Here is a 23,663-nt window from a genome sequence, read left to right as displayed (position 1 = left end):
ACTTCCAATTTTCATTAATCTCGAACTATTAAATTCTCCCGTTTGCGCAGGCTAAAGAAGGTTGATTTTAAGCACCGATCTAGTAGCGTGGCCAACGGCCAACGGCTGTTCGCGCAGCGTGCGCGTAGCGCATATGCTTACGAAACCATGATTTTCTTGATTGATCACAATCTTGAGAGACATACAGTATAGCGGTTTCTAACCTAATCAGGTACAGAGTATTTTTTCCCGATTCCCTACTCCCTACTCCCTACTCCCTACTCCCTACTCCCTACTCCCTACTCCCTACTCCCTACTCCCTACTCCCTAATTCATCAGGACCAAATTATCCCGATGAACCACAGTTTCTGCCCCCTTGTAACCCAAAATAGTCAGGATTTGTTCGGATTTATGCCCTCGAATCTTATGTAATTCATTACTGTTGTAGTTCACCAATCCCCTAGCAATTTCCGTACCATTGCTGTCACATAGCTCTACGGCATCTGATGAGCGAAAATCCCCCTCTATGCGAGTAATACCAGCTGCTAATAGAGATTTGCCCCCATCACAAACTGCCTTTAACGCTCCATTATCAAGATAGAGTTTCCCTGCTGGCACTAAACTGTACGCAATCCAGTGCTTGCGGGCTTTATTGGTTTGAGCTTGGGGGGCAAACTGGGTGCCCAGGGATTCACCCTGTAAAATTCTTTCAATGTTATCCGGACATCGTCCTTCAGTGATTACAGTTCTAACCCCAGCATTGGTAGCAATTCGGGCAGCAGCCACTTTGGTTACCATCCCACCAGTGCCCCAACCAGAGCCTGAGTCATCAGCTTGTACCTCTAGTTCAGTTAACTCCTCAATGCTATTGACTGAAATAATTGGTTCAGCATCCGGTACCTTACGGGGGTCTGCTGAGTAAAGTCTATCCACATCAGTTAGTAAAAACAACCAATCCGATTCAATCAAACTAGCTACTAAGGCGCTAAGGGTATCGTTATCCCCAAATTTAAGTTCATCTACGGCAACAGTATCATTTTCATTCACCACTGGGATCACCCCCAGCTGGAGTAGCTCCCGAAAGGTAGCATAGGCATTAACATAGCAACTACGCTGTACAAAATCTCGGCGGCTGAGGAGAATCTGAGCAATAGGTTGGTTGAGGTTGCTAAATAAGTCATCATATATCCGCATCAGCCGTCCTTGACCAACTGCTGCGATCGCTTGTTTGAGAGGGAGTGTATTCGGTCGTGATGTTAACCCCAGTCGCCCACAGCCAATCCCCACAGCGCCAGAGGTAACCAGTACCACTTGATGACCTTCAGAACGCAGCCGAGTAAGTGTTTCCACTAGGGCTGCAATAGTGGATAGGGCCAACTGACCTGTTGCTGGTTGAGTTAAACTAGATGTGCCGACTTTGACAACTATCTTTTGATTGGTCATTGGTCATTACTCTGGTTTGTGTTGATCATACCTCCGAGGGGGAATCAATGTCAGGGGTAGTTTTCCTCTGGTACCACTGCCAAGGATGTGACCAAAATCACATGATTTGGTTGTGTAACTTACACGACATTCAGGTGAATATTGCTACGCTTTTGGGAATCATAGGAATAAGAAGTACTTGCTATCAGCCATAATAGTTCCAGATTGATGAACTATACTGGTAAACTTGAGCTACTTTGTATAATCGACACACCCTACCACAACAGGGGAATTCAGTCAGCTAATCACCTCTAACCACTAACAATCCAGGTGAGATCGTTGGTGATTATTAGTGTGACTCTTGTGCTAAGGCGTGCTGTGGAATGTGCTTGAATTCTAGCTAAAAAAGCTAAGGGCAAATAGGACTTGGGCTTAGGGTACTTGACTATTCTAGCTTTACGTTTGCCCCTTCCTGGATTACCATACACTGACACCCTCTTCGTCAGAAAACCCTCACTGATCAACTAACTGCAAAAGCCTGCAAGGAAAAATTATGTCTAATACCCACAACTTATTCACTATTCGTTTTTGGGGCGTCAGAGGTAGTATTGCCTGTCCAGGACCAGAAACAGTTCGGTATGGAGGCAACACACCTTGTATAGAGATGCGAGTTGGTCGTGAGCGTCTGATTTTTGATGGTGGCACAGGGTTGCGAGTTTTGGGAGAGTCTCTACTCAAGGAGATGCCGGTAGAAGCTCATCTATTTTTTACCCACTCTCATTGGGATCATATTCAGGGTTTCCCTTTCTTTACCCCTGCCTTTATTAAAAAGAATTGTTTCCATATTTATGGCACCCGCGCACCTAACGGTGCGACCATCGAGAATCGTCTAACTGATCAGATGACCCACCCAAATTTTCCAGTTCCCTTGCAAATTATGCAATCGAAAAAGAAGTTCTATAACCTTGAGATCGGAGAAACAGTCAAGATTGGTGAGATTACGGTAGAAAATGCGCCCTTGAACCATCCTGGTGAAGCCGTTGGCTATCGAGTTAACTGGCGAGGCTATTCAGCTGCCTACATCACTGACACAGAACATCTCGAAGAGGGTTTAGATAAAAATGTCCTGCGGCTGGCCCGTCATGCGGACGTGATGATTTACGACGCTGCCTACACGAATGAAGAATACTACTCTGAGGTATCAAGCAAAATGGGTTGGGGACATTCCACCTGGCAGGAAGCTATTAATGTTGCTCGAGCTGCTAATGCCAAAAAATTGGTTATCTTCCATCATGACCCCCTGCATAATGATGATGTTTTGGACCATATCGGAGAACAGGCTGTTAAGGAGTTTTCTAATACGATTATGGCGCGGGAAGGTCTGGAAATTGAGCTAGTGCAATCTTCTGGGTCAAATCTGCTTGAGGTTAAGGATGGGAAAATGCCTCTGAGCAAAGTTTAATATAGCAATTTTCAAGGTCGTGAGGTACAAAATGTTAGGTTTTAGGGAGCAGGGAGTAGGGAACAGGAAACAGGGAACAGGGAACAGGGAACAGGGAAAAAAGCCTGTGTACCTCATAGTTATGAAAAACGCTGTAAGTATGATCAAATTATGATCAAAGCTATATCGTTTCTAAAAATAAAATTGCCAATTATTAATTAACAATTAATATAACCGATTGTAAAAGTGATTAACTGTACTTAATATAAGATGCTTATTATAGTCATAGGCGGTCTTTTTAAAGTAAAGACCGCCTATAAAGTGCTGCTGATATTTTGTAAGCATTCAGCGGTCAGCGGTCAGCGGTCAGCGGTCAGTGGTCAGTGGTCAGTGGTCAGCGGTCAGCGGTCAGCGGTCAGCTTCCTTTATTAAAAAGCTGTTTCCGTAGCTTGGCCAATAGCTGATAATAGCTGATAGCCAATAGCTGATAATAGCTGATAATAGCTGATAGCTGATACTTGAGGTGCTGATAGCTGATAGCTGACTTATTATCTAAGCTGCAACTTTAGCTTGCTCAGAGACTTGGGGTGCTGCTTTTAGAGATGTTTGGAGAGATTCTAGCTGAGCCGATAGGTTTTGGATTTGACTTTGGAGTGCTTCAACTAGCACAATGTCTTTCGCCAGAACTTGAGGATTTCTGATGCTTGTGGATTGTTCAGAAGCATCAGAAGTATTCTTGATGCCGTCGCGAATGGGGGAAACTCCCTTTGGCCGACTGCATCCCTTGGTGTAGCCTAAGAAAGTTTGAGCAGAGGCAAACTGATAGATTCCAGCTTTTACCTTACTCTGTTGCCATGACCTCCCTAGGTTTTCAAGCACTGGTTCCTGGGTAATTACTAACGGTTCCATAACTGTTATCGGTTTCTCCATGACTACGGTCCCAGAAACCTTTTTTGCCATCGGTACACTGGCACCTGAAGGAAATTTTACTTCTTCATAAGCGACCACATTATCTAGCTTCTGTTGCTTCTGTGTGTTCAGCTCGGATGTTGAAACTTGTAGTTGTTGAATTAACTTTTCCTTTTCCTGAAGAGCTTGCTCGATACTGTCTAACTCAGATTCAATGGTAGCTGACTTCCGGGAAGAGTCCTGCCACCCAGCTAAAGTAGCATTAGAGATACCTACTCCCAAACTGATTAACATCGCTAGTCCCAAGTAAGGAGCTGCCGCATCCTTGACCTTACCATGGAAAAATAGTTCATCTTGGATGCGGATGGTGAGGGACTCTTCACCAAATATGGCTACAGGTAAGGTGAAGACACAAAAGAGTGTAGTTGAAATGAAGACTGGTGCCAAGATTAATTTTTGGATTGTAGACCCGTTCACAATTACTCCCTTAGGATAGCTACTTAAAACTCAATGACTAGTACCGTCAGCAGTCAGCAGTCAGCAGTCAGCAGTCAGCTTCAAATAAACCTCTAAGGATAGAATTTAAGAGTTCGAGATTAATGAGAATTGAAAGTCTGGGGATTTGCCCATAAGCTGAGGTAACAGAGATTAAACCAATGCTTACCTCTTTTATTCAAAAGCTGATACTTGAGGTGCTGATACGCGACACGCTGAATGCCAACTTAAAAATGCCAACTTAAAAACGCTGATCATGTCAGCTTTTCGTTTGTTTTGAACGGTAGCTTGATTTCCAGCGTTTTGTTCTAGTTTGAAGCTCAGGGGTTTGCGATCGCATCTGCGTTATGTTAGCGATTGGGTATACCTAATGTTTGATTTAAGTCCAATCCGAGGGCAACTCCATAACTTTCCTTAACTTTTAGTTATCGACTGCTCTTGGTGAGATCGGTAGATTATTTGTGTACGGAGCAAAAAGCAGGAAAATACCTGCTACGGGGCCTGTAATTTTACCTAGCCATTGAGTTCACGGCCAGTACTAGAACTTGTTTAAGGTAAGCATGTAATCATGAACGAATCTACAATCGATAAAGTCTTCCTGACACGAATCGTGTTATCAACAATTATCTTTGCTCTTCTGAGCTTCCCCATAGTTTTGCTCGGAGCAAAGCCGATCTGTATGAATCTCCTACAGAGTCGAATAGTTGATGGTAAACTGATGAATGCTGCGACGCGCTGATTCAGGACGACCTTGGTTGTCTATCGGTAAGCTATCAGCCGTCAGCCGTCAGCCGTCAGCCGTCAGCTAAAGGCTCACGCTACTTGAGGTGCTTTGTGGCACAGGTTTCGACGCTGTGACTTTCGTGACTATTAAACAAATGGTTACCTGTTGTCTTGATCCCAAGCGGGAGTGGGGGAAACCACGGCAGTTGCTCATGGCCCATGGGTCTGTGTACGGAACACCGCGACGCACCGCTGTTTGCCCCGTGGAACGGCAGTCGCTCATGGGGGAAACCACGGCAGTTGCTCATGGGGGGAACGGCAGTCGCTCATGGGGAGGGGCTGTGTGCGGAACCTGCGTCCGCACCTTGTAAGCCCCGTGGAAACCCCCAAGACCGCGCTGCCTCCCCAAGACCGCACTGCCTGCCCAAGACCGTAATGGTGCGTTTGACCCGTAATTAAATTCGCCACGGGTCGCACCTCTGCATCGCTTATTCAAAAGCTGATACTTGAGGTGCTGATACGCGACACGCTGAATGCTTACGTTTATAGCAGTTTTCCCATGAGAAAGAGCAACAAATTAGGCCAAGGTTTCACTAAACTGCTTAGACCTGTGGTAATCCTGGTTCTTTTGGGAATCCTGGTTGCCAGTGTGATCCTGTCCCAGTCTTGGGGGCTACCAGCGCTGACCCAGCACCCTGTTAAACTCACCCTATTGATGGGAGCAGGGGAATTTTCCTATTGGCAGGAACTACTGGTCAAGAATTTTGAGGCAGAGAATCCAGATATTCAAATCGAACTGATCGAAGGACCATTAAACTCTGACTTAACAGAAGACCTCTATACCTCTGCTTTCATCTTAGGAGATTCACCCTATGACCTGATTAACATGGACGTGATTTGGGCTCCTAAATTTGCCGCTGCAGGGTGGTTACTAGACCTATCAGACCGAGTTAGTAAGGAGTATTTAAAGGAATTTCTGGATAAAGCAGTCGATTCAGGACGCTACCAGGGGAAACTATACCGCATACCATTCCGTTCCGATGGTGGTATGCTCTACTATCGTAAGGATTTGCTAGAGCAAGCTGAATTCCAAGCCCCAAAAACCTTTGAGCAGTTGGTCAACATTTCCCAACAATTGCAGGAAAACCATGATCCAAAATGGGGCTATCTTTGGCAAGGTCGTCAATATGAAGGGTTGTCAGCCATGTTTGTGGAGATACTTGCAGGCTTTGGTGGTTTCTGGGTTGATCCGGAAACCTTGGAAGTGGGTTTGGATAAACCGGAAGCTATTAAAGCTGTCGAGTTTCTGCGCAGCACGATAAAACAAGGGATGTCACCCCCTGGTGTCACTACCTATCGGGAAGAAGAAACACGACTGTTGTTTCAAAATGGGGATGCGGTATTTCTGAGGAATTGGCCCTATGTTTGGTCATTGGCAAATCAAGAGGGTTCAAAGGTCAAAGGCAAGATTGGCATTAGCCCTATGGTTCATGGTCCTGGTGGCAAAGCTGGTGCTTGCTTAGGAGGTTGGGGTTTGGGAATTGCTAAATCTTCCAAACATCCTCAGGAAGCCTGGAGAGCTATTGAGTATTTCACCAGTGAGAAAGTCCAGCGTCGGTATACTCTAGAAACTGGCTATCTCCCGACCCGACGGAAGTTGTTTGCAGACCCAGACATTGTTGCGAAATATCCCCACTATCCAAAATTGCTAGACGTGTTAGAGGGGGCTGTTTTGCGTCCACCAGTTGCCCAATATTCTCAGGTATCGGATATTTTACAACGGTACCTCAATGCTGTGCTAACTAATCCCAAACTCAGTGCTGAAAAAACGATGAAAGCAGCAGCTGATGAAACCCGTAGGCTGTTGTCGGTAGAATGAAGAATGAAGAATTTAGAATGAAGAATGAAGAAGGCAGAAGGTAGAATGAAGAATGAAGAAGGCAGAAGGTAGAATGAAGAATGAAGAAGGCAGAAGGTAGAATGTAGAAGGTAGAAGGCAGAAGGTATTTAGAATGTAGAAGGTAGAAGGCAGAAGGTATTTAGAATGTAGAAGGTAAAATTTAGAAGGCAGAAGGTAAAATTTAGAATGTAGAAGGTAAAATTTAGAATGTAGAATTCTTAATTCTTAATTCTTAATTCTTAATTCTTAATTATCAATTCTTAATTCTTAATTCTTAATTCAAAAAGGTTGAATGAAAACTGATCCGATAAGAGTACAGGAGCAAAGGACAGGGTGGCTGTTGGTAACACCAGCGTTGCTACTACTCCTGCTAGTCTATGGCTATCCTATTTTGCGTTCGTTCTGGTTAAGTTTATTCACTAAGAATCTAGGGACACAGCTACAACCGGTCTTTTCTGGTCTGAATAATTATGGGCGAATGATGGGGGATGGTCGCTTCTGGCACAGTCTCTGGAATACTGCGATTTTCACCTCAGTATCTGTTGCTCTGGAACTGGTGCTAGGAATTGCGATCGCATTAATTTTGAATCAAACCTTTAAAGGAAGGGGTATTGTGCGCACCATCGCCATCCTGCCTTGGGCCTTGCCAACTGCTTTGATCGGTCTAGTCTGGGCTTGGATGTTTAATGACCAGTTTGGGGTTTGGAATGATATCTTACTGCGTCTAGGTATTATTCAAGACGGAATCAACTGGCTAGGATACCCTACAACAGCGATGATGGCAGTGATTGCCGCAGACGTTTGGAAAACTACACCCTTCATCAGCATTTTGCTCCTAGCTGGCTTGCAGTCTATTCCCCAAGACCTATACGAAGCCCATGCCCTAGACGGTGCTACACCCTGGCAAAGTTTCAAGCAAATTACTCTACCGCTATTGACGCCCCAAATCCTAATTTCCCTACTGTTCCGCTTTGCCCAAGCTTTCGGAGTCTTCGACCTGATCAAAGTCATGACTGGAGGTGGTCCCGGAGGAGCTACAGAAGTTGTATCTCTCTACATCTATACCACTGTCATGGATTATCTAGACTTTGGTTATGGTGCTGCCCTTGTGGTAGTAACCTTTTTGATACTGGTAACCACGGTAGTTATTATAGCCCTAAGCTCACGTAAGTAATGACTATTCTGCCTAACTCATCATCCCCTCAAGCCAAAACTAAACAAATTAACGAAATTAACATTATCAAACTAATTATCCTGCCCCTAGGAATCATTTTATTGGTAATTTTCTGCCTAGCACCACTCCTCTGGCAATTCCTCACCTCCATCAAAGTCAACCAAGATATCTCTTCCCTTCCCAATATTTACTTCCCCACACGGTATACACTTGACCACTATATAAACTTATTTACCCGCCGTCCCCTAGTCCACTATATTTTCAACAGCGCCTTTGTATCAATTGCTTCCACACTATTGTGTTTAGGGATAGGAACTCCCGCTGCTTACGCCTTAGCACGGTTAACCCTAAGGGGAGAAAAAATCATCATTGCCGGGATTATAATTATTACCTTATTTCCCTTTATTTTGATATTCCTAGGACTTCTGGAAATTATCCAGATTATGAAACTAGGAAATAATTATATAAGCCTAATTGTTTCCTATACAGCTATCAACCTTCCTCTCACCCTATTAGTGATGCGAAGTTTTTTTCAACAGCTACCGCGAGAGCTAGAAGATGCTGCTAAAGTGGATGGCTATAGCACCTGGCAAATTCTAATCGAAATTCTATTACCTCTAACCGTTCCAGCTTTAGTAACAACAGGAATACTTACCTTTATTTTTGCTTGGAATGAATTTATTTTAGCCCTCACTTTCATTAGCCAAGAATCTATGAAAACCCTTCCCGTTGCTGCGGCTCAGTTAAGTGGTTCTCTGGGAAAAGAAATTCCCTACGGTGCGATTGCGGCTATGACAGTTATAGGAACATTTCCCCTAGTGGTATTAGTAATGTTTTTCCAAGGTAAAATTGTCCAAGGTTTAACATCGGGAGCAGTTAAGGGTTAACTCTTTGGGGTTGAAGGTTTGGAGGGTTGAAGGTTGAAGGTTTGGAGGGTTGAAGGTTGAAGGTTGAAGGTTGAAGGTTGAAGGTTGAAGGTTGGAGGTTGGAGGGTTGGAGGTTGTTTGGTTGGAGGGTTGTTTGGTTGGAGGGTTGTTTGGTTGGAGGGTTGAAGGTTGGAGGGTTGTTTGGTTGGAGGGTTGTTTGGTTGGAGGTTGTTTGGTTGGAGGGTTGTTTGGTTGGAGGTTGTTTGGTTGAAGGTTGGAGGTTGTTCGCGTAGCGTGGCCAATAGGCCAAGGTTTGGAGGGTTGGAGGTTGTTCGGCCTTGGCGTTCTTTGTAGGGAAGGTTTTAAGATTGAATTTTTTAAGATTGAATCTTTTGAGTTTGAAAGAGTATGGGAACGATAAAACGATTTGAAGAAATTCAGGGATGGCAGACAGCACGGGAGTTAACAAGGTTGGTTTACGCATTGTCAAAGGAGGGAGAGTTTTCCCGTGATTTTGGTTTGTGCAACCAGATGCGTCGTGCAGCGGTTTCTATCATGTCAAATATTGCTGAGGGCTTTGAGAGTCGGACACAACGTCTTTTTATTGAGTTTTTAGGTCGAGCTAGAGGCTCTGCGGGTGAACTACGTTCTCAAGCTTATGTTGCTCTTGATGCTGGTTACATTCATCAATCTCAGTTTACACAACTATTTGATCTATGCCAGAAGTGCAGCGGACAAATTACAGGCTTCATGGCATATCTAAAAACCTACCCTGATCAAAACCGAATCCGCGAGGATGAAGGAGATTATCGTATTGATTGACAGTTTTGAAACTTGACCCCCCTAAGATCGTTTCTGTTTGCATCGGAATTGTAAACATTGATGGGTAGATGGAAGGAGAGTATAATTTTCCCGCGAATTTTGCCTAATTGCAAAAGCGATGTAGCGCGGTCTTGGGGAGGCAGTGCCGTATGGCGGAAGTAATGCGATCGCGCTTTTCCCCACACACTTCCAAAACCATCAGCCACTGCATCAAGACCGTAAGTTCCACGCTCAACCTTTAACCTCCCAACCTTCAACCTTCAACCAAACAACCTCCAAACCTTCAACCTTCAACCAAATAACCTTAAACCTTCAACCTCCCAACCTTCAACCTCCCAACCTTCAACCAAATAACCTCCAGATAGTATGGCTAAACTAGAACTACATAATATTAATAAAATCTACAAGACTAACAAGGGTAACGTAATCCCAGTTAAAGACATTAGCTTAGAAGTGGATGAAGGAGAATTTCTGACCCTACTTGGGCCATCGGGATGTGGTAAATCGACTATGCTGCGACTAATTGCTGGGTTAGAGCAACCCACCCATGGCAAAGTAATTATCAATGGACGGGATGTTACTCATGTCAGACCAGGCGATCGCAATATCGCTATGGTTTTCCAAAGCTATGCTCTCTATCCTCATATGACCGTATATGACAATATGGCAGCTAGTCTGAAACTCCATAAAGTCCCTTCTGACCAAATTCGGAGCCTGGTGCAGGAAGTAGCTGGTAAACTGGGATTGGAAAATTTGATGGAGCGTAAGCCTAGTCAGCTATCTGGTGGTCAGCGCCAGCGGGTTGCTCTGGGCAGGGCATTGGTGCGCCAACCGGCTGTGTTTTTGTTGGACGAACCTCTGAGTAACTTGGATGCTTTGCTGCGAGAGCAAGTTAGGGCAGATTTGAAGCAGCTATTTGTTGCTCAAAAGGCACCGGTGGTTTATGTTACTCATGACCAAACGGAAGCGATGACCCTCTCAACTAAGATTGCTGTGTTATCTGAGGGTAAGCTGCAACAGCTAGATACACCCGAGGGCATTTACAACCAGCCAGCAAATCAGTTTGTGGCTAGTTTTGTCGGTTCTCCCCAAATGAACTTACTGAGACTTAACTGTCAGGGTAATTATGCCCTCTTGGGTCAGGTCAAAATTTCTTTGCCGAATTTGCCTCAAGTTCCGTCACAGATTGTTCTAGGTATCCGTCCAGAAGATCTGGCTCTAGCTCAACCTGAGAATAAATATAGGATTGAGGGTCGAATCTACCTGGTGGAAAATCTAGGGATGTATAATTTAATTAGTGTTCGAGTTAAGGGGTCAGACTCTCTCAGCATCCGAGCCTTATTACCAAATAATTTAACTTGGGAAACAGAAGAGGTTACCCTGGCAATACCACCCCAGTCGATTCACTGGTTTGATAGTGAAACATGTGTTCGCTTAGCGTCTCTTTAGAGCATCCCGTAGCAGCTCTTTGAGAGCATTGCATTTTCGCCTAACTTTACACAGTATAGCAGAAACAATTAGCTAAAAATATTAAGAAATATGTAGAAAATGGAACCCTAGCAAGGAGAGGGCAGCGATCAGAGGACAGTAATGTAAACAATGTTTAGATTTTGACAGTTAAAACTAATTTTGATAAACTAAATAGGGTAGAATTAATGATGATTGTCATCAAGTTGCAGTCATACCAATTAGTTAATGCTCTATAGTTTAAAGCTAGATAGGGTTAAACGCGATCGCTAAACCGTAAGCTAAACCATAAACTTAGTTTCGCCAAAACCCCATTATTAATTAATCATTCTTTAAATGGAGGGCAAAATGTCCCCAAACCCCCTGACTGTTATTGTCAAGATCAAGCCTGGAGAAGAGGCAGCTCTAAAATCAATTCTCGAAGCAATTGACTCGGAACCAGCAAATAATCCCTATGTTCGCTTTCCTGAGAGCCGTAACACCCACTTGGCGCGTTTTGCCATCCTCAATGATCCTGATAATGGACCGCGCTTGCTCTTTTCCAGCAATTATGATGGTGAATTAGATAGCTACCTAAATGAACTAATTCAAATATCACCAGGAATGGATAGCCTATGGGAAAAATGCCAAGGCTATACCGGCAAGCCACAATTCTCTGAGTTTATTAACCAAAACTCCTATCAGCCGGAAGCCTTCTACATCGCCTTTCGTAATGAAACAGTCGAAAGCCTCAAGAACTACATCGCAATTCGGAAACATATTGAAAATTTTTTAGATCTCAAGGATGTAGCTAACTACCTAGATTGTTCAGGAGTCAAGCCATTTTTAGATAAAGTTGCCCAGGTTTCTCAAACTAATACTTGGTGGGAAGTTGTGGGATTGAATGGATTAAAGATCTTGAGAGGATTGGTAGATATGGTTCAATATCCCTTGAACCTAATTCGCGAAATCCTGTTGGTTATAATCAATTTTCTGGCTAGCATACTGGGCAAACCGGAAAATAGAAGTGAAATTGGACAATATACTAGTGTAAAAGCTGATCTCGCTCAAAGTCAGCTTCTGGCCAACGCAGAAGATCGTTTTGTCCAGAACTCAATGAATCACCTTGTAGACATTAAGCCTGAGCGAATCAAGCGTCTGAAGATAGTGTTGTTTCTAGTTAATTGGGCTGGACAATATCTATTTCCACCAGCATCCCTAGTTAATATCACTACAATTCATTTTGCCCGTTGGCTGATTATTGATGAAGGGAAACGTTTACTATTTTTAAGTAATTATGATGGCTCCTGGGATAATTATCTGAATGATTTTGTTGATCGAGCCAGCGACGGATTAAACTCCATTTGGAACAATACAATGACTTATCCAGAGGGAGGCGCTCAGGATATTGGGGCGTTCAAACAATATTTCAGAGATTACCAAACCCCATCCCTATTCTACTACAGTGCCTATCCTGAGCAAACTGTCCAAACTAGTTTGAGAGACCAACAAATTAGCAAAATGATCGGGACAAATTTTAATCGAGCTGCGATTGAGGAATGGTTAAAACTGCTCTAACGGTTTGTTGATAACGGTTTGTTGAAAGAACTACTGAATAGAAGAATTAATCGTCAGCTGGATGCAGCGATAACTCAGGGATAACTCTGTAACTCTAAACCCAGAAACGAGGGAAGTGACCATGTCAGAATTAACGCCAGAAGCACGGGAAGATATTCAGGGAATTATATTGAGTGGTTATGGGCATCTGCGCTATGCCTTATATTTATTTGTTCAAATCAAGAACCCTAAACAAGCTCAGGCATGGTTAAACACTATTATCCCGGAAATCACCACAGGTAAATTGTGGCCAAAACGACCAGATGGAACCACCGAAAAACCTGAATCTACCTTGAACATTGCCTTTACCCACAAAGGATTGCAGGCTCTTAACCTACCACAGCACACTCTCGAAACATTTTCCAGGGAATTAATAGAAGGGATAGCCACTTCAAAACGTTCTCGTATATTAGGAGATACGGAAGAAAGCGCTCCAGATAAATGGGATGTCGGTGGCTCAAATAATCAAGAGATTCATATGCTGTTGATCCTTTATGGATTAGACCCCGAAAGCCTCGCCCAGCGGCGCAACCAATTGCTTCAAGATCAAGAAGATAGTCTAGTGGTTGTGGCAGAAGAACCTGGGTTTAGAGGTACTAGTAATAAGGAGCATTTCGGCTTTAACGACAGTATTTCTCAGCCGATCATTGAGGGAACTCGAAACAACCAAAACCCTAATCAAGATGTGGTTAGGACTGGGGAGTTTATCCTGGGTTATCCAAATCAATACGATTTCTTGCCTGCTACCCCATCTGTGCCAGTAGACCAGGATAGTGATAATATCTTGCCCAGTTTTCCAGGTACAGAGCTGTCAGAGTTCAAAGATTTCGGGCGTCATGGAACTTACCTGGTATACCGGAAGCTAGCTCAGGATGTAGCTGGCTTTTGGCAATTTATTGCCGAGCAGGGAGATGATGGCGAGGGTTGTCCCCATGCTCCAACCATGAGCTTGCTTGCAGCTAAGTTAGTAGGACGTTGGCCCAGTGGTACCCCCCTAGTGCTTGCCCCAGACCAGGATAACCCAGAGATTCAGGACAAGAATCAGTTCAAGTATTTACCAGAAGATAAGGAGGGTTATCGTTGTCCCATCGGTGCTCACATCCGTCGTAGCAACCCCAGGGATTCCTTTCTAGATGCCACCCCAGAGAATTCCTTCAAACTATCCAATCGGCATCGGATTATTCGACGGGGGGCTATTTACGGAGAACCTCTATTCCCCATCGATGATATCGAAAACGGTCAGTTGCCTGTAGATATCCAAGATGATGGCAAGCCCCGAGGACTGCATTTCTTCAGTATTAATGCTAATATTAGGCGTCAATTTGAGTTTCTTCAGGAAACTTGGTGTAACAATCCTCGATTTAACCGTTTATATGGTAACAAAGACCCTATCATCGGGGATAATGATGGTTCTGGTCATATGACCATTCAGCGTTCACTGATTCGTAAACGAATTAATAACCTACCTCGATTTGTAACCGTCAAGGGGGGTGGATACTTTTTTATGCCAAGTATCACCGCAATGCAATTTATGGTTAATTGTGGCTAAGTTGTCGAATTCCAGACCTGTTAAAAACGCTATATAGCGCTTTCTAGCCTAATTAGATACACAGGATTTTTTACCTCTTGCCTCTTGCCTCTTGCCTCTTGCCTCTTGCCTCTTGCCTATTCTCTGTTCCCTAAAATCACCAAATTGAAAACCACTATAGTGCATCACAAGTTATGATTCCATTTGCTCTAACCTTTGCAGCAGTTTTTTCTCTGGGAGCTGGGTTGATCTCCCTGTTAACCGTGATGCCTCAGCTCGGTAAGCTAGGCAAGACTATCTCGGAATCTTTTACCCAAGCCCCTGGGCTGGATGTGATTTTATCAGTGATAGTGTGGATTCCCTGGCTGATCAGTGGACTACTTGTAGGCTGGGTGGGGGTTTTGGCTGCCCTAGTGGGTCAAATATTAGCGCTACAGTTGTGGATTGTTGCTCATGAATTAGTCCATTCTGAGGCAGTAAAAGGACCGAGAATTGTTAGCTACCTCAATCAGCGGTTTGGCTGGTGGCGAAACCACTTGGCATTATGGGTGACAGCTGTCAGTGTGCCAGTGTTTTTTTTGATTCGCCTTGCTGAAATAGCCTTGTATCCATTCCTAATCTGGTTACTCGGCTTCCCAACTTACAAGCACAGTGAATGGGTCAATGTCAGTCGCCAGAAGTTTGAAGGCTTAGTTGGTCATGATCTAATTTGGTGCCTGTACTGTGACTGGATGACTGGGGTTTATTCCCTTGGTGCTGAAATGTTGAGGAATGTGGAATCTTTCTGGTGTCCGATCCGCTTTTACAATGACAAAAAATGCGAGAACTGTCGGATCGATTTCCCAGATATCGACGGCGGTTGGGTTGCCAAAGACGGAACCATGGGAGACGTTGTACAAACAATAGAAGACAATATGCCTAGCGATCGCCAATGGACATGGTTTGCTCACCCAGATCGAGGGAGTAGGGAGTAGGGAGTAGGGAGTAGGGAGTAGGGAGTAGGGAGTAGGGAGTAGGCAAGAGGCAAGAGGCAAGAGGAACCCACCCCTAACCCCTCCCAGGAGGGGGAGGCAAGAGGCAAGAGGCAAGAGGAACCCACCCCTAACCCCTCCCAGGAGGGGGAGGCAAGAGGCAAAAGGCAAAAGGCAAGAGGCAAGAGGCAAGAGGCAAGCAACAGGGAGTAGGGAACTTCCGAGCTTCGGAGCAGCGATGCAGCACAGTCTTGGGGGTTTCCAAGCCAGTTGCTCCCCACATTTCCCACACTTCTCTATCTTTCCCGACTCCCGACTCCCGACTCCCGACTCCCGACTCCCGACTCCCGACTCCCGACTCCCGACTCCCGACTCCCGACTCCCGACTCCCTACTTCTGCAAGAAGTCTAGGGGGAAAATCGAGAAAAATTCTTCTGTTGTGGGTTCTTTATGGGGGACATTATTCAGTTGGTTTCGTAGCCGAGAAATTAACTCGTAAACCTGCTTGCGAGGACGGTTGATTCCCCCTAAAGGTCTATGCTCTGGTAGAGAATGCCATGGGGTATAGGACAAATCCTCACAAAATTTGATTTGCTCAGGGGATTCAAAGGTCTGAGCAGGAATCTTGAGAGTAGCTACTTTTTGATAGGGTGATTTCCAATCGATGGTGGGGTCTTCAATTGGCATCTTATCGGCATCGGTCTGAAACTGAATTAAGAAATCAAAGCAAGCTTCTTTATTGTTAAGATGTTCTCGGATTGCGTCGCGGAGATAGTTTTCTGTTTTAGGAATCGACTTAGAATTAGTTGAGATATTATCAGGAGAAGGTTTCAGGGAAAATTTAATCGCTCCTGACCCATATTTGTATGGGGTTGTACTCCAATATTGAGATTCTAATGGACTGCGAATTTTGGACAACCGAATCCGTAGTCCGATCTGGATCTCACGCCAGCGCCATTTAAATGGATTAAGTCCAGTTATGAAAAACTTTATGGGATTCCGGCTTCCGGAACGTTCAATTTCTGCAAAAAACTCAATGTAGTCTTTGGCATTGCGAACCACGAAAAGCGGGTGGTCTATTAGCAAAAAGTCTTGGGTTTCTTCATATTTTTCATCTTCCAAGACTTTTTCCCCTGGTACACCCATCAGTTTAACCGCCATACCATGGGCATCACCTTTGGTATCCTTCTGCTCACTGAAATTTGAGAAGCGAATACAAGCGGGGAAACGCTTGCCTGGTTCTTTAAAAATACCTACTCTAATCTTGTCATCGTTAGGGAGGTTAGGGTCAATGATAAATGCTCCTCTAACACAACCATGAGCTTTGGGATGTTCTCCCCGTTTTACAGGAGGATGTTTGTCAATAAGTCGTTCACTGATTTGGGCAATTTCACGAGTCGCTTCTTCTTCATCCGGCGGTACGTTTTCTTGACCAATTTCTAATTTAGTCATCGCTTTCGCCTCTTTTATTCTTTTTGCTTTCTAGTATTAGAGCATTAGGGTAGGGAGTAGGGAGTAGGGAGTAGGGAGTAGGGAGTAGGGAGTAGTATTTAGTTTTATCGTTTGTTTTTTAAGTATTAGTTATAAGGTCAGCTATCAGCTATCAGCTATCAGCTATCAGGCGCGATAACTGCAAGGGGTCGGATTAGTAAAAGGATCAGGAATTTTCAAGCAGCCGTAGGAGCATCCCGCAGCTTTTTTACTACCTCCCGTTAATTAGCTGATAGCTGACTGCACCTCAAGTAGCACCTCAAGTAGCGCATTAGCTGAATGCTTATAGTAAAGGTTGTTTGCTAATCCTAGATTTGTTCTATTGGGATTAATCCTTGGTGGGCAGTGTCTAGTAACTTGATTGGCTTGCTGATCTGATTTGTCTCAACCACTGCCCACCCTACGTGAATTACTAGGTGGGCAGTGTCTAGTAATTTGATTGGCTTGCTGATTTGATTTGTCTCAACCACTGCCCACCCTACGTGAATTACTAGGTGGGCAGTGTCTAGTAACTTGATTGGCTTGCTGATCTGATTTGTCTCAACCACTGCCCACCCTACGTGAATTACTAGGTGGGCAGTGTCTAGTAACTTGATTGGCTTGCTGATTTGATTTGTCTCAACCACTGCCCACCCTACCTTAGCTTACTACGTTAATGTTTAAGCAATGCTTAACCAAGTAGTAGCAAAGAAGTTATCTGTATTATTCCAAAGTTCAACTAGATCAGACTGAGCATCACCATTTACATCGGTAACTAAGTAATCAGTATCGACTCGAAAGTCCCCTACTTGTGTATTACTGCCGAAGCTAAATGCACCCAAACCATCACTAATCCAAGTCGCAGCAAAGAAATTATCTGTATTATTCCAAAGCTCGACTAGATCAGACTCACCATCGCCATTTACATCGGTGACTAAGTAATTAGTATCGACTCGAAAGTCCCCGACTCTGGTATTACCGCCGAAGTCAAAATCACCCTGACCATCACTAATCCAAGTCGCAGCAAAGAAACTATCTGTATCATTCCAAAGCTCGACTAGATCAGACTCACCATCGCCATTTACATCGGTGACTAAGTAATTAGTATCGACTCGAAAGTCCCCTACTCTGGTATTACCGCCGAAGTCAAAATCACCCTGACCATCACTAATCCAAGTCGCAGCAAAGAAACTATCTGTATCATTCCAAAGCTCGACTAGATCAGACTCACCATCGCCATTTACATCGGTGACTAAGTAATTAGTATCGACTCGAAAGTCCCCTACTCTGGTATTACCGCCGAAGTCAAAATCACCCTGACCATCACTAATCCAAGTCGCAGCAAAGAAACTATCTGTATCATTCCAAAGCTCGACTAGATCAGACTCACCATCGCCATTTACATCGGTGACTAAGTAATTAGTATCGACTCGAAAGTCCCCTACTCTGGTATTACCGCCGAAGTCAAAATCACCCTGACCATCACTAATCCAAGTCGCAGCAAAGAAACTATCTGTATCATTCCAAAGCTCGACTAGATCAGACTCACCATCGCCATTTACATCGGTGACTAAGTAATTAGTATCGACTCGAAAGTCCCCGACTCTGGTATTACCGCCGAAGTTAAATCCACCCTGACCATTACTAATCCAAGTAGCAGCAAAGAAACTATCTGTATCATTCCAAAGCTCGACTAGATCAGACTGACCATCGCCATTTACATCGGTAACTAAGTAATCAGTATCGACTCGAAAGTCCCCGACTTGAGTTGTTGAACCTAGAGAAAACATTTAACTTGCACTCCTGTCATATGATTGACACGCTAAATACAGTACGGCAATCGTACTTTGATACTCCCCGCTCTCAAAAAACGGGGATTCTTGGCTCACGGATTCGACTTGCTATGACAGGTTGACACGAAGCACAGTAGAGGTCAAATCTCCGCCAGTGTTTAGATATCTAATCCTACTTGCGGTGTGGCACACCGTGTTTGATAGATCACCAACATATTTATATAATCTCTAATTGAATTTAGATTTCATAGTACCCTTAAGGGTACCTTTTTATTAAGGATAATGAAGTTAAGTTAATTTACGGCGGTTTGCATAATTAAGAAGTACAGTAACAATCAGGAGCAAACCAGTTACGAAAATCTTAAGGTGCGCTTGACCCATTAAGAATTAAATTCGCCACGGGTCGCACCTAGGGAATAGGGAATAGGGAATAGGGAATAGGGAATAGGGAATAGGGAATAGGGAATAGGGAATAGGGAATAGGGAATAGGGAATAGGGAATAGGGAATAGGGAATAGGGAATAGGGAATAGGGAATAGCGATGCGCTGGATCAAGACAGGTAATCAAAGTCAAAGAAGACTGTACCTCATAACTGCGAGAAACGCTATAAAAGTGATAAGTTATAGCATCTCCAGGACAAAATGGAGGAGTATAGATTCAATGGGGTAAGGTTAGGCTGGCTGATCGACAGCAACCATAGACGGGTTTATGTTTATCGTTTATCGCCCTAGTGTTGAGGTTGAGGAATTAGACAACCCTGCTACTGTTAGTGGTGAGTCGGTTTTAGCTGGTTTTGTGCTGTTCGCGTAGCGTGGCCAAAGGCCAAGGTTGTTTGCTAATCCTAGATTTGTTGCCGGTTCTATTGGGATTAATCCTTGGTGGGCAGTGTCTACTAAACTGTTACAAATCATCGCGCAACCTTTCCAGATTCTCACGATAGGTTACAGTATCAGGATGATTTGACCCTAACCTCTGTTCGGCAATCTCCAAAGCCTGCTGATACAGGGGTTCGGCCTGATCATAGCGCCCCGTTGACTTGTAGAGTAATCCCAGGTTGTTGAGACTGGTGGCCACCTTGGGATGGTCGTTACCCAGCAGCTGCTTTCTCATCTCCAATGCCTGTTGAATGAGGGGTTCGGCCTGATCATAGCGCCCAATTGAGTTGTAGAGTAATCCCAGTTTGTGGAGACTGGTAGCCACATTGGGATGGTGGTGACCCAGCAGCTGCTTATACATCTCCAATGCCTGTTGAATGAGAGGTTCGGCCTGGTCATAGCGCCCCATTGAGTGGTAGAGATATGCCAGGTTGTTGAGACTGGTGGCCACATCGGGATGGTGGTGACCCAGCAGCTGCTTTCTCATCTCCAATGCCTGTTGATAGATGGGTTTGGCCTCGTCATAGCGCCCCTGAAAATAGTAGATGTCTCCCAAGTTGTCGAGACTGGTGGCCACATCGGGATGGTTCTCACCCAGGTGGCTTCTGGTTATATTTAAACATTGCTCATACCAGGGTTTAGCCTGGTCATAGGTACCTTGACCCTGATAGAATCTTCCTAAGCCAACAAAGGGGTTTATTAAATCTTCATCCCTGAGCCAGTCAGTGAGGACTGTGGCAGCTTCCTTTAAATGAGGGATGGCGGGGGTAACTGCTGTAATATCATCACGAGTTGGTGTATCAGGAATTTCTTTGGCCACGGCCACCATTGCCTGACAAAAGCGTTGCTTGTAGCGATCGGCCTCTGGTAATTGAGCCAGCTTGGTCTGGAAAAATTCTCGAATTAGTTGATGGAGCCGATAGGTTTGCTGTTCACTCAGTTGCAACAGATTACGATTGACTAGGAAGCTATCCCGTAATTCTTCCAATTCTTCTTGTTGTTCTTCCCAGTCATCCTCATCTTCAGTTTCGATCACACAAGACTCTACCAGTGACCACTCAAAAGGAGCTTGACCAAACAGACTCAGACGACATCCCAACTGCTGGGCTTCTGGACAATCTTTCAAATCCTCCCAGGATAACTCCAAGGCTGCTGCTACTCCCAACAGGGGTTTGATTTGCCCAAGTTTAAGATCAAGTAATGCCTTAGCTGCTAATTTTTGTTTCTCTAAACGTTTCTGAATTTTAGGAATGGTTAACCTCGGATGTAGAGCTAAATATCCTCCTACTAACTGCAAACCCAAAGGCAAATAACCCAACCATTCACATAAGGCTTCTGCTTCGGTTAGTTCCTTGTCAATGCGTTCTTTGCCAACAAGCTTACGCAATAATTCTAATGCTACCTTTGAGGATAGTACATCCAGGTCAATATGTTTGATCGAAGGCTCAGGATTTTCACGACTGGTGATCAGTACCTTGAAACGGGGTTGCGCCGGAGGCAAATAGGAGCTAATTTCTTGATAGTCTACCACATCATCCAGCACGATCAATGCTGTGCCTTCTGGCCAATTTCTCCAGCAGTATCTTACCTGTTCCTTGAACTCTAGTTGATCTGGAATGGTTAATCCTAATTCCGTACGCCCAAAACTAATAAGTTGAGTTCCGATATCTGCCCCCCGCACTGGCAGCCAGCACAACCCCCCAGGGTAGTTATGCTGATATCTCAGAGCATATTGTAGAGCTAATTCGGTTTTGCCCACACCACCCATTCCGGCAATGGCACAAATCACTAATCGATCGGTCTGTTGAAGTTCCCGATGGAGCTGCTCAAGTTGAGGGTCCCTACCGACAAAGTAGGGAGTGCCACGATCAATAATGTTACTGGGGGGATTTAATTGTATCGGTTTTTTTTTTCTGTTATTCCATTGCTGTCATCCAGCCACCCAGGAGTGTTGAGGCATTCCTTGATAAATTTCTTGACACCAAGATAGACCTGACTGTTTTGAGACTCTGGTTTACATAGGTCAATGTGATTCTTTGGTATCGCAACCGGCTTCACTTTTTCAATGCCGGGGTTGGCACTATCTGGGTCTACCACCAAAATACCGTTTACAGCCTGGGTTTCATAATACACCTTTGTGGCAATTCCTAGACTCCGAACATGTTCTCGATACCACTCATTTAATTCCCGTAACTGAGGGTGATGAGCTTTTAGTTCATTTACACTTATTGTAGTTCGTGTCAGAAAGTTAATATTATCAATTAATTTAGCTAGATGAGACCCAGTGTGGGGAGTAGCCAGAAATACAATCCCTTTCGTCTGCTCAAGAATACTTTTATAGTTATCAAAATTCTTAGCACTACTAAGCATTTTTTTGACTAAAAGGCCGCCCAGACTGTGAGTAATAAATACTAATGGACGCTGACCGATATCGTGGATATCTAACCACTCTAATAAATTACTGGCTTGATCGAAAAGCGGCATACTGCTGTTGCTTTGCCAGTTTGTCGCTTCAGCGTCATACCCAAAAGACCAGATATTAACGCATAAATTATCTTTTCCTAACCAACCTAGCCAGTAGTTATCATTATCCTGTTTTCCCTGGGGATGCCACGTGCTTCTAGCATCCCCTCCAAGCCCGTGAACAAACACCACATCCGCACTGGGCAATGAGTCCTGATGGCTTGAGATTTTGATCAAGCCCGTTAAATCCCTCAACGATTAGCCTCCAGTAAATTATATATAGCAATTCTACGACTTGTGAGGTACAAATTTCTAGGTTTTAGGGAGCAGGGAACAGGGAGTCGGGAGTCGGGAGTCAGGAGTCGGGAGTCGGGAGTCGGAAATTCTCAATTCTCAATTCTCAATTCTTAATTCTTAATTCTTAATTCTTAATTCTTAATTCTTAATTCTAAATTCTTAATTCTTAATTCTTAATTCTAAATTCTTAATTCTTAATTCTAAATTCCATTCCATAACCGTACATTTTATTTCAATTACCCCTCCCCAAAAAAAATTATAAAAACCCTTGACAAACTTATATATAATCTTTATGATTATAATTGTAAATCTTAAAACGTTTTTTTTACTATGTCTGACAACTTTCGCCCTAACCCAGAAAACAATCCTGAGGATATCACTCCCAGTAATACTCCTCAGGAACCTTTCCGCAAAAAATACCCCATTAAGCACATTTTGAAAGGCTCCCGCCGAGCAATAACCAACACCATGCATACCCTTTATGCACGGGGTTACGCCCAAATTGACGAGTGGAGCCCCCTTCAGCCGACTGGCATTCCTGGCGAATTCATCACGGTAATGACGAAATACTTAATGCTGGGTTAAGGGCTTAAATTTCAGGGGGCAAAGCCCCCTGGCCAAAGCATCAGGTCTGATGTCAGCGGTCAGTGGTCAGTGGTCAGTGTTTAGCTGATAGCTGATAGCTGAAAACGGATAGCTGATAGCTGATAGCTGATAGCTTACGGTCTGATCGGATTATGTTTGATTAGGTTTACAAAGTTGAGACATAAGTAACAATTGCTAGCCGTGGAAGGTATTTCTGCGGCTACTTTTTTTTGGGTTATGAGGTTGAAGGTTGAAGGTTATGAGGTTGAAGGTTGAAGGTTATGAGGTTGAAGGTTGAAGGTTATGAGGTTGAAGGTTGAAGGTTAGTAAGTTGAAGGTTGAAGGTTAGTAAGTTGAAGGTTGAAGGTTAGTAAGTTGTTCGCGTAGCGTGGCCGAAAGGCCAAGGTTATTAACAGGCTCAGGTCATCAACACAAGACCTCTTGAGGTGATCAACAACTGTTCTATTGTGATTAATCCTTGGTGGGCAGTGCCTCGCAAGCCGATGGTAAGCACATCAATCTGTCTGATCCACTGCCCACCCTACATCTACTACTATTGTGATTAATCCTTGGTGGGCAGTGCCTCGCAACCTGATGGTAAGCACATCAATCTGTCTGATCCACTGCCCACCCTACATCTGTTCTATTGTGATTAATCCTTGGTGGGCAGTGCCTCGCAACCTGATGGTAAGCACATCAATCTGTCTGATGCAGTGCCCACCCTACATCTGTTCTATTGTGATTAATCCTTGGTGGGCAGTGCCTTGTAACCCGATGGTAAGCACATCAATCTGTCTGATGCAGTGCCCACCCTACATCTACTGCCCACCCTACATCTACTACTATTGTGATTAATCCTTGGTGGGCAGTGCCTTGTAACCCGATG

At 44.2% G+C, this 23,663-nt stretch carries 26 protein-coding genes and 1 pseudogene; 15 read left to right on the top strand and 12 right to left on the bottom strand.

The window, feature by feature from the left end:
* Positions 1-306: 306 nt before the first annotated feature.
* Positions 307-1,422, bottom strand: a complete 1,116-nt coding sequence (gene proB, locus F6J90_RS36825) for a glutamate 5-kinase (protein ID WP_293105735.1) — start codon at positions 1,420-1,422, stop codon at positions 307-309.
* Positions 1,423-1,954: 532 nt separating this feature from the next.
* On the opposite strand from proB, the gene F6J90_RS36820 reads away from it, so the two are divergent.
* On the top strand, positions 1,955-2,863 hold the full coding sequence (locus F6J90_RS36820) for an MBL fold metallo-hydrolase (protein WP_293105732.1): 909 nt from the start codon (positions 1,955-1,957) through the stop codon (positions 2,861-2,863).
* Here the strand turns inward: F6J90_RS36820 and F6J90_RS36815 are convergent.
* Positions 2,813-2,980: a hypothetical protein gene (locus F6J90_RS36815; RefSeq protein ID WP_293105729.1), complete on the bottom strand. Its 168-nt coding sequence runs from the start codon at positions 2,978-2,980 to the stop codon at positions 2,813-2,815. The genes F6J90_RS36820 and F6J90_RS36815 overlap by 51 nt on opposite strands.
* A gap of 414 nt (positions 2,981-3,394) precedes the next feature.
* Positions 3,395-4,228, bottom strand: a complete 834-nt coding sequence (locus F6J90_RS36810) for a hypothetical protein (protein ID WP_293105726.1) — start codon at positions 4,226-4,228, stop codon at positions 3,395-3,397.
* A 960-nt stretch (positions 4,229-5,188) separates the two neighbouring features.
* Between F6J90_RS36810 and F6J90_RS36805 the strand changes: the two genes are divergently transcribed.
* The 4 genes from F6J90_RS36805 (at position 5,189) to F6J90_RS36790 (ending at position 8,930) form a co-directional block, all read left to right on the top strand.
* Positions 5,189-5,428: a hypothetical protein gene (locus F6J90_RS36805; protein ID WP_293105724.1), complete on the top strand. Its 240-nt coding sequence runs from the start codon at positions 5,189-5,191 to the stop codon at positions 5,426-5,428.
* Positions 5,429-5,528: 100 nt separating this feature from the next.
* The gene (locus tag F6J90_RS36800) at positions 5,529-6,848 is read left to right on the top strand and encodes an ABC transporter substrate-binding protein (RefSeq protein WP_293105684.1); all 1,320 of its coding nucleotides are present in this window, start codon (positions 5,529-5,531) and stop codon (positions 6,846-6,848) included.
* 313 nt (positions 6,849-7,161) lie between these two features.
* The gene (locus tag F6J90_RS36795) at positions 7,162-8,043 is read left to right on the top strand and encodes a sugar ABC transporter permease (RefSeq protein WP_293105681.1); all 882 of its coding nucleotides are present in this window, start codon (positions 7,162-7,164) and stop codon (positions 8,041-8,043) included.
* Positions 8,043-8,930, top strand: coding sequence for a carbohydrate ABC transporter permease (locus tag F6J90_RS36790; RefSeq protein WP_293105679.1), 888 nt, complete (start codon positions 8,043-8,045; stop codon positions 8,928-8,930). Before F6J90_RS36795 ends, F6J90_RS36790 begins: the two co-directional genes overlap by 1 nt.
* Here the strand turns inward: F6J90_RS36790 and F6J90_RS36785 are convergent.
* On the bottom strand, positions 8,920-9,399 hold the full coding sequence (locus F6J90_RS36785) for a hypothetical protein (RefSeq protein WP_293105676.1): 480 nt from the start codon (positions 9,397-9,399) through the stop codon (positions 8,920-8,922). The two genes, F6J90_RS36790 and F6J90_RS36785, sit on opposite strands and share 11 nt — an antisense overlap.
* Here F6J90_RS36785 and F6J90_RS36780 point away from each other — a divergent pair.
* The 6 genes from F6J90_RS36780 to F6J90_RS36755 all read left to right on the top strand — a co-directional run bounded on the left by F6J90_RS36780 (position 9,393) and on the right by F6J90_RS36755 (position 15,296).
* Positions 9,393-9,731, top strand: a complete 339-nt coding sequence (locus F6J90_RS36780; protein ID WP_293105674.1) for a four helix bundle protein — start codon at positions 9,393-9,395, stop codon at positions 9,729-9,731. The genes F6J90_RS36785 and F6J90_RS36780 overlap by 7 nt on opposite strands.
* A gap of 142 nt (positions 9,732-9,873) precedes the next feature.
* A complete protein-coding gene (locus F6J90_RS36775) occupies positions 9,874-10,110 on the top strand; it encodes a hypothetical protein (protein WP_293105671.1) in 237 nt (78 codons plus the stop codon).
* Positions 10,098-11,180: an ABC transporter ATP-binding protein gene (locus F6J90_RS36770; RefSeq protein WP_293105668.1), complete on the top strand. Its 1,083-nt coding sequence runs from the start codon at positions 10,098-10,100 to the stop codon at positions 11,178-11,180. Before F6J90_RS36775 ends, F6J90_RS36770 begins: the two co-directional genes overlap by 13 nt.
* A 366-nt stretch (positions 11,181-11,546) precedes the next feature.
* Positions 11,547-12,755, top strand: coding sequence for a hypothetical protein (locus F6J90_RS36765; protein ID WP_293105665.1), 1,209 nt, complete (start codon positions 11,547-11,549; stop codon positions 12,753-12,755).
* Between the two features lie 121 nt (positions 12,756-12,876).
* Positions 12,877-14,343, top strand: coding sequence for a hypothetical protein (locus F6J90_RS36760; RefSeq protein ID WP_293105662.1), 1,467 nt, complete (start codon positions 12,877-12,879; stop codon positions 14,341-14,343).
* Between the two features lie 173 nt (positions 14,344-14,516).
* The gene (locus F6J90_RS36755; protein ID WP_293105660.1) at positions 14,517-15,296 is read left to right on the top strand and encodes a hypothetical protein; all 780 of its coding nucleotides are present in this window, start codon (positions 14,517-14,519) and stop codon (positions 15,294-15,296) included.
* Here F6J90_RS36755 and F6J90_RS36750 read toward each other — a convergent pair.
* A complete protein-coding gene (locus F6J90_RS36750) occupies positions 15,269-15,574 on the bottom strand; it encodes a hypothetical protein (RefSeq protein ID WP_293105657.1) in 306 nt (101 codons plus the stop codon). The genes F6J90_RS36755 and F6J90_RS36750 overlap by 28 nt on opposite strands.
* On the opposite strand from F6J90_RS36750, the gene F6J90_RS36745 reads away from it, so the two are divergent.
* Entirely contained in the window at positions 15,564-15,704 is a 141-nt protein-coding gene (locus F6J90_RS36745) for a hypothetical protein (protein ID WP_293105654.1), read from the top strand. The genes F6J90_RS36750 and F6J90_RS36745 overlap by 11 nt on opposite strands.
* On the opposite strand, the gene F6J90_RS36740 is transcribed toward F6J90_RS36745, so the two are convergent.
* The 4 genes from F6J90_RS36740 to F6J90_RS36725 all read right to left on the bottom strand — a co-directional run bounded on the left by F6J90_RS36740 (position 15,684) and on the right by F6J90_RS36725 (position 19,130).
* A complete protein-coding gene (locus tag F6J90_RS36740) occupies positions 15,684-16,745 on the bottom strand; it encodes a catalase family protein (protein WP_293105652.1) in 1,062 nt (353 codons plus the stop codon). The two genes, F6J90_RS36745 and F6J90_RS36740, sit on opposite strands and share 21 nt — an antisense overlap.
* Positions 16,746-17,092: 347 nt before the next feature.
* Entirely contained in the window at positions 17,093-17,410 is a 318-nt protein-coding gene (locus F6J90_RS36735) for a hypothetical protein (protein ID WP_293105649.1), read from the bottom strand.
* Between the two features lie 33 nt (positions 17,411-17,443).
* On the bottom strand, positions 17,444-18,553 hold the full coding sequence (locus F6J90_RS36730; protein WP_293105647.1) for a hypothetical protein: 1,110 nt from the start codon (positions 18,551-18,553) through the stop codon (positions 17,444-17,446).
* Between the two features lie 412 nt (positions 18,554-18,965).
* Positions 18,966-19,130, bottom strand: coding sequence for a hypothetical protein (locus F6J90_RS36725; protein WP_293105644.1), 165 nt, complete (start codon positions 19,128-19,130; stop codon positions 18,966-18,968).
* Between the two features lie 38 nt (positions 19,131-19,168).
* On the opposite strand from F6J90_RS36725, the pseudogene F6J90_RS36720 reads away from it, so the two are divergent.
* A pseudogene (locus tag F6J90_RS36720) lies at positions 19,169-19,367 on the top strand (Uma2 family endonuclease); the annotation flags it as partial.
* Here the strand turns inward: F6J90_RS36720 and F6J90_RS36715 are convergent.
* The 3 genes from F6J90_RS36715 to F6J90_RS36705 all read right to left on the bottom strand — a co-directional run bounded on the left by F6J90_RS36715 (position 19,277) and on the right by F6J90_RS36705 (position 22,150).
* Positions 19,277-19,468 carry a hypothetical protein gene (locus F6J90_RS36715; RefSeq protein WP_293105641.1) on the bottom strand — a complete coding sequence of 64 codons (192 nt, stop codon included), beginning with the start codon at positions 19,466-19,468 and terminating at the stop codon, positions 19,277-19,279. The pseudogene F6J90_RS36720 and the gene F6J90_RS36715 overlap by 91 nt on opposite strands.
* The gene (locus tag F6J90_RS36710) at positions 19,458-21,221 is read right to left on the bottom strand and encodes a tetratricopeptide repeat protein (RefSeq protein ID WP_293105639.1); all 1,764 of its coding nucleotides are present in this window, start codon (positions 21,219-21,221) and stop codon (positions 19,458-19,460) included. Before F6J90_RS36710 ends, F6J90_RS36715 begins: the two co-directional genes overlap by 11 nt.
* Before the next feature lie 101 nt (positions 21,222-21,322).
* Positions 21,323-22,150 carry a hypothetical protein gene (locus F6J90_RS36705; protein WP_293105636.1) on the bottom strand — a complete coding sequence of 276 codons (828 nt, stop codon included), beginning with the start codon at positions 22,148-22,150 and terminating at the stop codon, positions 21,323-21,325.
* Between the two features lie 372 nt (positions 22,151-22,522).
* Here F6J90_RS36705 and F6J90_RS36700 point away from each other — a divergent pair, with 372 nt between their 5' ends.
* Both F6J90_RS36700 and F6J90_RS36695 read left to right on the top strand, forming a co-directional pair.
* Positions 22,523-22,777 carry a hypothetical protein gene (locus F6J90_RS36700; protein WP_293105634.1) on the top strand — a complete coding sequence of 85 codons (255 nt, stop codon included), beginning with the start codon at positions 22,523-22,525 and terminating at the stop codon, positions 22,775-22,777.
* A 594-nt stretch (positions 22,778-23,371) separates the two neighbouring features.
* A complete protein-coding gene (locus F6J90_RS36695) occupies positions 23,372-23,632 on the top strand; it encodes a hypothetical protein (RefSeq protein ID WP_293105631.1) in 261 nt (86 codons plus the stop codon).
* Positions 23,633-23,663 lie beyond the last annotated feature (31 nt).

It is taken from the genome of Moorena sp. SIOASIH (genome assembly GCF_010671925.1).
Lineage (GTDB): Bacteria > Cyanobacteriota > Cyanobacteriia > Cyanobacteriales > Coleofasciculaceae > Moorena.
This window is presented reverse-complemented; position numbering and strand designations above follow the sequence as displayed.